Genomic DNA, 10112 nt, shown 5'->3' on the forward strand with positions numbered 1-10112 from the left:
CTCCCGCGCCCTCCCGCCGTGCCCGCGCCGCACCCCGGCGCGGCCGTCCTCCGCCCCCGCCTCGACGCCCTCCGCGAGCTCGTCGGCCTCTCCCGGGCCCGGCTGGACCGGCGCACCCTCGCCGAGGCCGGGCGGGTCCTGGACGAGGCCGCCGCCCGGCAGCGCCACCCGCTCGACCTCACCGTCGTGGCCCTCGCCGGAGCCTCCGGAAGCGGCAAGTCCACCCTCTTCAACGCGCTCGCCCGGGCCCAGCTGTCGGAGGCCGGAGTGCGCCGTCCCACCACCGCCGCGGCCGTGGCCTGCGTGTGGACGGAGGAGCCCGAGCGCGCGGACGGCGTCCTCGACCGGCTCGGCATCCCCGCCCGCTCCCGCAGGCAGCCCGTCCGCCCCTACGACCCGGCCCTCAACGGCCTCGTCCTGCTCGACCTGCCCGACCACGACTCGGCCTCCCCCGGCCACCGCGAGCAGGTCGACCGCCTCCTCGGCCTCGTCGACGCGGTGATCTGGGTCGTCGATCCGGAGAAGTACGCGGACGCCGTCCTCCACGAGCGCTACCTGCGGCCCCTCGCGGGCTACGCCGAGGTGTCGTTCATCGTCCTCAACCAGATCGACCGGCTGGGCACGGACGCCGCCGACCAGGTCCTCGACGACCTGCGCCGCCTCCTGGACGACGACGGCATCGCCCTCGGCGAGCACGGCGAGCCCGGGGCCGAGGTCCTCGCCCTGTCGGCCCTCACGGGCGACGGCGTGGGGGAACTGCGCGAGAGCCTCGGCAAGTTCACGGCCTCGCGCGTCGCGCCGCTGCGGCGCCTGACCGCCGACGTCGACGGGGTCTCGGCACGCCTACGCGGCGCGTACGTGGCGGAGGGGCGGCCCGGGCTGACGGAGTCGGCCCGTCACGAGTTCGAGGACCGCCTGGCGGAGGCGGCCGGCGCCCAGGCGACCGGGCTCGCCGCCGAACGCGCCTGGCTGCGCGACGCCGGCCGCGCCTGCGGTACGCCATGGGCACGGTCCCGGCAGTGGTACGTACGGGGCCGCGCGGCGAGGAAGGCCGCGGGGGCGGCTGCGGAGGGCGGCGCAGGAGCACGTACGCGTACGGGTTCGGGGACGCTTACACGTACGGGTTCGGGGACGCTTACCAGTGCGCTTTCAGGTGCGGAGGCGACTGCCGGTGCGGCGGTCCCTGCGCCCGCGCCCGACCCTGCTCCCGCGTCCGAACCCGCTCCCGCCGGGACGCCCGCCCTCGACGCCGCCCTCGCCGCACCCCCCTGCCGCGCGGTGTCCCGTCCGCTCGTGGAGCAGGCCGTACGCGCCCTGGCCTACGAGGCGTCCGCAGGGCTGCCCGACCCCTGGGCGCTGGCCGTGCGCGAGGCGGCCCGGCGCGGGGCCGAGGGGCTGGCGGAGGCCCTGGACGCGGCGTCCGCCGCCGCTGCCGCCGCGATGGCCGGCGCAGGGGCGCCGGGGCGGCCGGGAATGTGGCGCACGGGCGCCCGCCGGGCGAGCGCGTGGTGCACGGGCGCGGACCGCCCGGCCACGCCACCGGCGGACGGCGAGGACGCCCCCGAGCGGACCGGCCGGCGCACCGGCGGGTGGGTCCTCGGCGGGCGACGGGCGCGCGGAAGCGGTGCGGCCCGGCCGGTACGGCCCGGGTGGTGGGCGGCGGCCGGCGCGATGCAGTGGGTGCTGTCGGTGCTGCAGGCAGCCGCCGCGGCCTGGCTGCTGGCGGCGCTGATCGGCGGCTGGGGCGGCGAGTGGTGGGTGCCGGGGCTGCTGCTCGCGGCCGGCGCCGCGGGCGGCCCGGCCCTGGCCTGGTGCTGCCGCGCGATGGCGCGCGGGCCGGCGCGGCGGTACGGGCTGGAGACGGAGCGGCGGCTGCGCAACGCGGCCGCGGGCTGCGGGCGGGAGCGGGTGCTGGAACCCGTGGCGGCGGAGCTGTTGCGGTATCAGGAAGTGCGCGCCCAGTACGTGATCGCGGCGGGCGAGGCGTGAGGGGCGTGAGGGGCGCGGAGCTTCCTGCGTGACCCTCTGAATGCCCTGAGGGGGACGCCGTTCTCCACAATCGGCATCCCGTCCACAGCCCCCGGCGGGATCTTCCCCGTGACGGCAGCATGGCCTCACGAAGCACGAAACAGGAAGCACGAAGCACGAGACACGAAGCACGAAGCACGAGACACGAGACAGGCAGCAGGTGTCGCACGGGGGAGGGCGATCTGTATGAACGAGACGCTGGTGACGGTCGTGGGAAACGTCGCGACCGAGCCGGACTACCGGGAGGCGGCGAACGGCTCGCCGTCCTCGCGGTTCCGGCTGGCGGCGACGGTGCGCCGCTGGGACCGCTCCAAGGAGGAGTGGTCGGACGCGCACACGAGCTTCTACACCGTGTGGGCGTGGCGCGCGCTCGCGGGCAACGTGGTGGCGTCGCTCGGCGTGGGGGAACCGGTCGTGGTGCAGGGCAAGTTGCGCATCCGCGAGGAGGAGCGGGAGGGGAAGCGGTGGGTCTCGGCCGAGATTGACGCCGTGTCGGTCGGTCACGACCTCAGCCGTGGGACGTCGGTGTTCCGCAGGGCGCCGTCGGCCAGGCCGCTGCCGGCGGAGTCATCCGTCCCACCGGCCGGCACAGAGACCGGTCCCGTAACCGGTCCCGTAACCGGTCCGGCAACCGGTTCGGAAACCGGTCCGGCAACCGGTTCGGCGTCCGTTCCAGCCGGTCCGGACCGCGCGGTCGTCCCCGCGGGCGCGGAGTCGCCGCCCTTCTGAAATGGGTGGTTTGTCTCGGTGATTTATCGATATTGCCAGGTCAGGCCGCGTTTCCCTGGTAACGATTCCGATTCGGATCGATTGAGCGGCCCCTCGCGTGGGGATGGTGTCGCGCTCGCTCTTTAAGATCACGTTCACAGCAACGTGCCACGGGGGGCCGCGGCGGCGTGTCTACGGCCGCGCGCGACAGCGTGCAACGGGGGCTTCTGAGTCGTGAGTTCGGTGGCGAGGCGCGCCGACTTGTTCTGCGTTCGCCCGGAAGGAAGTCGATGATTTCTGTCAGGAGGCGGGGAGCCGCCCGCCTTGCCGCAGCCGCCCTGGCGACGGGACTGGCCGCGGTGGGCACGATAGCCGCGGCGGGCCCCGCCGCCGCGGACGACGCGCCGCAGAACCCGGGGGGCGTCACGGCCACGCTCGGCAGCATCACCGCCGGCTCCGGCGCGGTGGTGCACGACCGGCGCAAGACGGGCGAGGTCCCCGCGGGCCTGTTCGAGATGAAGGTCGACGGGGGCGGCTCGCTGCAGACGTACTGCATCGACATCCTCACCAACCGGGTGGACGGCGCGCGCTACCGCGAGGCCGGCTGGGACGAGTCGTCCCTGCACGCCAACAAGAACGCGGGGAAGATCCGCTGGATCCTCCAGCACTCCTACCCCCAGGTGAACGACCTCGCCGCGCTCGCCAAGGACGCGGACACGGGCCCTCTCGACGCGAACACCGCCGCCGCGGGCACCCAGGTGGCCATCTGGCGGTACTCGGACGGCGCCCAGGTCGACGCGAAGGACCCCGCGGCCGAGAAGCTGGCCGACTACCTCTACAAGAGCGCCAAGGACGTCGAGGAGCCCGAGGCGTCCCTGACCCTGACGCCGCCGGCGCTCTCCGGGAAGCCCGGCCGGAAGCTCGGCCCGGTCGCCGTGCGGACCACCGCGAGCAGCGTGACCATCACTCCTTCAGGTGATGCCGTCGCCCGGGGCGTGAAGATCGTCGACAAGGACGGCAAGCCCGTGGCCTCCACCGGCAACGGCGGCGAGTTCTACGTGGACGTCCCCGCGGGCGCCCCCGACGGCTCCATGTCACTGAAGGCCACGGGCGCCGCGAAGGTCCCGGTCGGCCGGGTCCTCATCGGCGACCACACCACGACCCAGGCGCAGATCCTGGCCGGCTCCAGCGAGAGCGCCGTCTCCGCGGGCGCCACTGCGCACTGGACGGGCAAGGGCGCCGCCCCCGCCCTGTCGGCGCGGAAGAACTGCGCCAAGGGCGGCGTCGACGTCACCGCCGACAACCAGGGCGACGCCCCCTTCACCTACGAGCTGGCCGGCAAGAAGCACACCGTCGCGCCCGGCAAGTCGGAGACGACCCTGGTGAAGGTCGGCGAGGACCGCGCGTACCGGTTCACGATCACGGGCCCGGGCGGCCTGTCCAGGACCTTCTCCGGGATCCTGGATTGCGCGACCTCCGCCGCCACCGCGGCCGCGGCCCCGGCGGACGGCGCCGGAGGGACGGCCCAGGGGGCCGGTCCGGGGAGCGGCGCCGCGGGCGGCGAGGACGGCGTGAGCAGCGGGGACGGCGGGGACGGCGGCACCAAGGCCACCCTGGCCTCCCGCATGAGCCCGGCGTCGACGGGCGGGGGCTCCGGCAAGGCGTCCGCCGTCCGGGCCGACGGGGACCTGGCCGCGACCGGCGGCAGTCACACGACGCCCACGATCGCGGGCATAGCGATCGCCCTGATCGTCGCCGGCAGCGGCGCGGTCTACCTGCTGCGCCGCGAGCGCGCGGCCTCCGGGGGCTGAGGGCGCGGGAGGGGCGCCGCGGGGCCTGCGGGCCCTGTGGTGTCCGCCCCGGAGCGGGCCGCGTCCGTATCGGGTTTCCGCCCCGGGCGTCCGGTGCGGCAAGATGGGTGTATCTGCCCTCACGCGGCGGAGCCGCACATTGGCCCTTCTCGATTGCCGGACGGTTTCTCTTGGCTGAGTACATCTACACCATGCGCAAGACGCGCAAGGCGCACGGCGACAAGGTCATCCTCGATGACGTGACGCTGAGCTTCCTGCCCGGTGCGAAGATCGGTGTGGTCGGCCCCAACGGTGCCGGTAAGTCCACCGTCCTCAAGATCATGGCGGGCCTGGAGCAGCCGTCCAACGGCGACGCGTTCCTCTCGCCCGGCTACAGCGTCGGCATCCTGATGCAGGAGCCGAAGCTGGACGAGTCCAAGACGGTCCTGGAGAACGTCGAGGACGGCGTCGCGGAGATCAAGGGCAAGCTCAACCGCTTCAACGAGATCGCCGAGCTCATGGCGACCGACTACTCGGACGCCCTGCTCGACGAGATGGGCAAGCTCCAGGAGGAGCTCGACCACGCCAACGCCTGGGACCTCGACGCCCAGCTCGAGCAGGCCATGGACGCCCTGGGCTGCCCGCCCGGCGACTGGCCGGTCGTCAACCTCTCCGGTGGCGAGAAGCGCCGCGTCGCGCTCTGCAAGCTGCTGCTCGAGGCCCCCGACCTGCTGCTCCTCGACGAGCCCACCAACCACCTCGACGCCGAGTCGGTGAACTGGCTGGAGCAGCACCTGGCCAAGTACGCGGGCACCGTCGTGGCGATCACCCACGACCGGTACTTCCTCGACAACGTCGCCGAGTGGATCCTCGAGCTCGACCGCGGCCGCGCCATCCCCTACGAGGGCAACTACTCCACCTACCTGGAGAACAAGGCCGCCCGTCTGAAGGTCGAGGGCCAGAAGGACGCCAAGCGCCAGAAGCGCCTCAAGGAAGAGCTGGAGTGGGTCCGCTCCAACGCCAAGGGCCGCCAGGCCAAGTCCAAGGCGCGCCTCGCCCGTTACGAGGAGATGGCCGCCGAGGCGGACAAGATGCGGAAGCTGGACTTCGAGGAGATCCAGATCCCGCCGGGCCCGCGCCTGGGCAACATCGTCGTCGAGGTCAACAACCTCTCCAAGGCCTTCGGCGAGAAGGTCCTCATCGACGACCTGTCCTTCACCCTGCCGCGCAACGGCATCGTGGGCGTCATCGGCCCGAACGGCGCCGGCAAGACCACGCTGTTCAAGATGATCCAGGGCCTGGAGACCCCGGACTCCGGCGAGATCAAGGTCGGCGAGACCGTCAAGATCTCCTACGTCGACCAGAGCCGCGCCAACATCGACCCCAAGAAGACGCTGTGGGCCGTCGTCTCCGACGAGCTGGACTACATCAACGTCGGCCACGTCGAGATGCCCTCCCGCGCCTACGTCTCCGCGTTCGGCTTCAAGGGCCCGGACCAGCAGAAGCCGGCCGGCGTGCTCTCCGGTGGTGAGCGCAACCGCCTCAACCTGGCGCTGACCCTCAAGCAGGGCGGCAACCTGCTCCTCCTCGACGAGCCGACCAACGACCTCGACGTCGAGACCCTCTCCTCGCTGGAGAACGCCCTGCTCGACTTCCCGGGCGCCGCGGTGGTCGTCTCCCACGACCGCTGGTTCCTGGACCGAGTGGCCACCCACATCCTGGCCTACGAGGGCAACTCGAAGTGGTTCTGGTTCGAGGGCAACTTCGAGTCCTACGAGAAGAACAAGATCGAGCGCCTCGGCCCGGACGCGGCCCGTCCGCACCGCGCCACCTACAAGAAGCTCACCCGGGGCTGACCGTGGCGCGCCACCTCTACTCCTGCCCCCTGCGCTGGTCGGACATGGACGCGTTCGGCCACGTGAACAACGCGGTCTTCATCCGCTACCTCGAAGAGGCGCGGATCGACTTCATGTTCCGGCTGGCGCCGGGGGAGGGGAGCACGTCGTTCCAGGGCGGGTCCGTCGTGGCCCGGCACGAGATCGACTATCTGCGCCCCCTGGTGCACCGGCACGCTCCGGTGACCGTGGAGACGTGGGTGACGCGGCTCGGCGCCGCGTCCCTGACCGTCGCCTACGAGGTCAAGGACGAGGAGCACGTCTACGTCCGCGCCAGCACCGTCGTCGTCCCCTTCGACTTCGAGGCGGGCCGCCCCCGGCGGATCACCGCCGAGGAGCGGATGTTCCTGGAGGAGTTCCGGGACGGCGAGGAGGCCGTCGGCCGGCGCGGTGACGGTTCCCCCAAGGAGGCCGTCGCCGTATGACGGGGCTCCAGCCTCCGGCCGGGCAGCGGTTGCGGTTCGCCGATGCCGGGGAGGCGGCCGACCTGGTCGCCTTCCTGGCCCGGCTGATCCACTACGACCGGGCCGCCGTGGTCCGGCTGCAGGCCGCGGGCGGGGTGCTCGGCGTCTTCGGCCGCCCGCCCTCCTTCGAGGTGCTGGCCGTCCGCACGGCCCGGCTGGCCCACGGCGGGGCGCTCGACGTCACCGTCTCGGCCGGGCAGCTCGCCGACGCCCTGGACGCGGCACCCGCCGCGCCCTCGGGCGAGCTGGAGATCACCGTTCCCGGTGCCGTCACCGGCCCGCCCTGGGCCGGGGTGCTGCCGCCCCGCGGCGGCTGGCAGCGCGTGGAGGGCCTCCCCGGCCAGGAGGCCCTGAGGAGCGCGGTCGGCGCCGCGGTCTCGGAGTTCCGCACCCGTGACGAGGCGCTGCCCGAGCAGCGCCGCACGCGGGTCGAGCGCGACCGCATCGGCCGCGAGATCTGGTCCCGCACGCTGGGCGACACCGAGCTGCCGCTGCGCGCGGTGCATGCCGCGCAGTCACTGGGCTTCCTGCGGCCGGTGCGCGCCGGTGCCGGCTCGGTGAGCGGCTCCACGGCGCCGGGCGTCGGCCGCACGGGCACGGCCCTGGCGACCGAAGCACCGGTGATGCTCTTCGCGGCGGCGGGCTGGCTGCGGCTGACCACGCCGTACGGCTCCATCGCGGTGCGCACGGGCGGGGTCTCCGGGCTGACGGTCACGCCTGCCTGAGCCCCGGGGCCCGGGGCCCGGCCGAGGGGAAGCCCGGGCGCTCAGCCCTCGCTGTTCACCATCGACGCCGCGGCGTACGTCAGGTAGTTCCACAGCTGCGTTTCCAGCTCCGGGGCGAGCTCCAGCTCGTCCACCGCGTCCCGCATGTGCCGCAGCCAGGCGTCGTGCGCGGCGCGGTCCACGGTGAAGGGCGCGTGGCGCATCCGCAGCCGCGGGTGGCCCCGGTTCTCGCTGTACGTCCGCGGCCCGCCCCAGTACTGCATGAGGAAGAGCACCAGGCGCTCCTCGGCCGGGCCGAGGTCCTCCTCGGGGTACATCGGCCGCAGCAGGGGGTCGCCCGCCACGCCCTCGTAGAAGCGGCGGACCAGACGCCGGAAGGTCTCCTCGCCGCCGACCTGCTCGTAGAAGGTCTGCTCCTGAAGCGTGCCGCGCGGAATCTCAATCACCCCTCCATGGTCTCAGACGGAGCGGCCGAGGACCGGCGATGTAGGACCATCGCACGAACCACGGCCGCGGGGCACAGTGGACGCATGGGCGCTACTGACCTGAGGCGGGACCCGGAGCTGTCCTCGGCGCTACGGGAGGAGCTGGTCGAGCGGCTGCGGGCAGCCGGCGAGCTGACCGACCCCCGGTGGCGGCGCGCCTTCGCCGAGGTGCCCCGGGAGCTGTTCGTCCCGTCCTACTACGCCGGAGTGCCCGGCGGCCGGCACCGGCTCTCCGCGGCCGATCCCGATCCCCTGGGACACGAGAGCTGGCTGGTCGGCGCCTACGCGGACGAGCCGCTCGCCACCCGCGTCCGCGACGGCGAGCTGATCACCTCCAGCAGCCAGCCGTCCCTGATGGCCATGATGCTCTCCGCCCTGAACGTCCAGGACGGCCACACCGTGCTGGAGGTCGGCACGGGCACCGGCTACAACGCGGCCCTGCTCGCCCACCGGCTCGGGGACGGCAAGGTCACCACCGTCGACCTCGACCCGGAGATCACCGACCCCGCCCGCGACCACCTCGCCGCGGCCGGCTTCCACCCGGAGGTCGTCACGGGCGACGGCGCGCTCGGCTGCCCGTGGCGCGCCCCCTTCGACCGCGTCCTGGCCACCTGCGCCGTCTCCCGGGTGCCGCCCGCCTGGCTCGCGCAGACGCGGCCGGACGGCCTGATCCTCGCCCCGCTCGCCACCGGCCTGATCGCGCTGCGGGTCAAGGACGCCACGCACGCCGAGGGCCGCTTCCTGCGCACCCCCGCCTACTTCGTCCCGCTGCGCGGCGGTGCGGCCGCGCCGGTGCCCCGGATCCGGGGCCTGCCCTGCCGGCTGCTGCAGAGCGAACGCTTCCGCTTCCTGCTGACGCTGACCGCCGGGGCGCTGGACCCGGCGGACGCCCACGCCCTCTGGCGCGCCGAGGGCCGCCCGGGGCGCGAGCGCTTCGGCCTCTCGGTCGCCGGCGACGCGCAGTGGGCGTGGCTGGACCACCCCGACGGCCCGTGCAGATGGCCGCTGGGCGGTACGCGCCGACCCTGAGGGCACGCGCGGTCCGGGCCGCCGCCCGCGGTCCGGACCGGCCGTCAGCCCCGGTGCAGCGTGATCGTCGTCCACGCCCCCACGTGCACCCGGTCGCCGTCCTGCAGCGGCACGGGAACGTAGGGCTGGATCGGCGTCTCCGAGCCGTTGATCGTGGTGCCGTTGGTGGAGTCCTGGTCGACCACGGCCCAGCCGCCGTCGGGCTGCTGCACGAACATGGCGTGCTGGTGCGAGACGCCGGGGTCCTCCGGCGGGCGGGACAGGTCGATGTCCGGAGACTCGCCGGTGCTGTGGCGCCGCCGGCCGACCGTGACCTGGGGGCCGTTCAGCGGCAGCTGCAGCTCGGGGGAGTACGCCGGGAGGTTGAGCCCGGCTGCTTCGGGGCCGCTGCGGTTCATCATCGCCATGAAGTACTCGCGGTCGGGCGCCACGACGGCCGTCCACCCGGCCGGCGCGTGCTGCTGGGGCGTCCCCTGCTGCCCCGGCACGCCGCCGGTCGCCGCGTGGTCGTACGCGTAGGGCGAGACGGGCGGGGCGGGCGGCGCCGTGGCCGTGCTCGGCGGGGGCAGCATCCAGTCGCCGCCGGCCTCGTCCGCGTAGACCGGCTCAGCGTACGGCGAGGTCGTGTGCGTCTCCGGAGTGAGCGGCTCGGCCGGGCGGTTGATCCGCGACGGGCGCGAGCCGTAGTACTCGTACGACTGCGGCGGCTGGGTGTGCTGCGGAGCAGGCGGCGGCGCCGACTGCAGCCCCTGGGGGACCGGCGGGGGCGGCGGCCCGAACGAAGCCCCGGTACGGGTCAGGAAGTTGTACCGGCACTCCTCGCAGAAAGGTGCCTGCGCCTCGCGGGGCGTACGGCAGTGAGGGCACAGCTCCGCCTGGACGGTCGTGTCCCCGGTGGGCCCGCCGTAGCCGTAGCCGGGGGCGCCCTGCGGGCCGCTCGGGGGCGGCAGGGGCGCGCCGGTGGGCGGTGCGGGCGGCGCGCCCCTGC

Annotated in this window: 9 protein-coding genes; 7 read left to right on the forward strand and 2 right to left on the reverse strand. The window is 74.0% G+C overall.

The features are described 5' to 3' along the window. The 6 genes from ACSNOG_RS29915 to ACSNOG_RS29940 form a co-directional block, all read left to right on the forward strand. A partial coding sequence (locus ACSNOG_RS29915; RefSeq protein WP_436755833.1) for a GTPase occupies nt 1-1989 on the forward strand: 1989 nt, incomplete at its 5' end. 225 nt (nt 1990-2214) lie between these two features. Beyond that, nucleotides 2215-2757: a single-stranded DNA-binding protein gene (locus ACSNOG_RS29920; RefSeq protein ID WP_436755834.1), complete on the forward strand. Its 543-nt coding sequence runs from the start codon at nt 2215-2217 to the stop codon at nt 2755-2757. A 269-nt stretch (nt 2758-3026) separates the two neighbouring features. Beyond that, the gene (locus tag ACSNOG_RS29925; RefSeq protein WP_436755835.1) at nt 3027-4547 is read left to right on the forward strand and encodes a Cys-Gln thioester bond-forming surface protein; all 1521 of its coding nucleotides are present in this window, start codon (nt 3027-3029) and stop codon (nt 4545-4547) included. Between the two features lie 170 nt (nt 4548-4717). Next, nucleotides 4718-6382: an energy-dependent translational throttle protein EttA gene (gene ettA / locus ACSNOG_RS29930; RefSeq protein ID WP_436755836.1), complete on the forward strand. Its 1665-nt coding sequence runs from the start codon at nt 4718-4720 to the stop codon at nt 6380-6382. Nucleotides 6383-6384: 2 nt separating this feature from the next. After that, entirely contained in the window at nt 6385-6846 is a 462-nt protein-coding gene (locus ACSNOG_RS29935) for an acyl-CoA thioesterase (RefSeq protein WP_436755837.1), read from the forward strand. Beyond that, nucleotides 6843-7610, forward strand: coding sequence for a hypothetical protein (locus ACSNOG_RS29940; RefSeq protein WP_436755838.1), 768 nt, complete (start codon nt 6843-6845; stop codon nt 7608-7610). Before ACSNOG_RS29935 ends, ACSNOG_RS29940 begins: the two co-directional genes overlap by 4 nt. A 41-nt stretch (nt 7611-7651) precedes the next feature. On the opposite strand, the gene ACSNOG_RS29945 is transcribed toward ACSNOG_RS29940, so the two are convergent. Next, nucleotides 7652-8056, reverse strand: a complete 405-nt coding sequence (locus ACSNOG_RS29945; protein WP_436755839.1) for a globin — start codon at nt 8054-8056, stop codon at nt 7652-7654. An 84-nt stretch (nt 8057-8140) separates the two neighbouring features. On the opposite strand from ACSNOG_RS29945, the gene ACSNOG_RS29950 reads away from it, so the two are divergent. After that, entirely contained in the window at nt 8141-9124 is a 984-nt protein-coding gene (locus ACSNOG_RS29950) for a methyltransferase domain-containing protein (RefSeq protein ID WP_436755840.1), read from the forward strand. A 44-nt stretch (nt 9125-9168) separates the two neighbouring features. Here the strand turns inward: ACSNOG_RS29950 and ACSNOG_RS29955 are convergent. After that, on the reverse strand, nt 9169-10112 hold a 944-nt coding region (locus tag ACSNOG_RS29955; RefSeq protein WP_436755841.1), incomplete at its 5' end, for an FHA domain-containing protein.

The organism is Streptomyces sp. URMC 124 (assembly GCF_051386455.1).
Taxonomy (GTDB): domain Bacteria; phylum Actinomycetota; class Actinomycetes; order Streptomycetales; family Streptomycetaceae; genus Streptomyces.

Coding starts and splice junctions, on each gene's coding strand:
- ACSNOG_RS29920 (WP_436755834.1), top strand. CDS start 2,215: ATGAACGAGACGCTGGTGACGGTCGTGGGAAACGTCGCGACCGAGCCG.
- ACSNOG_RS29925 (WP_436755835.1), top strand. CDS start 3,027: ATGATTTCTGTCAGGAGGCGGGGAGCCGCCCGCCTTGCCGCAGCCGCC.
- ACSNOG_RS29940 (WP_436755838.1), top strand. CDS start 6,843: ATGACGGGGCTCCAGCCTCCGGCCGGGCAGCGGTTGCGGTTCGCCGAT.
- ACSNOG_RS29950 (WP_436755840.1), top strand. CDS start 8,141: ATGGGCGCTACTGACCTGAGGCGGGACCCGGAGCTGTCCTCGGCGCTA.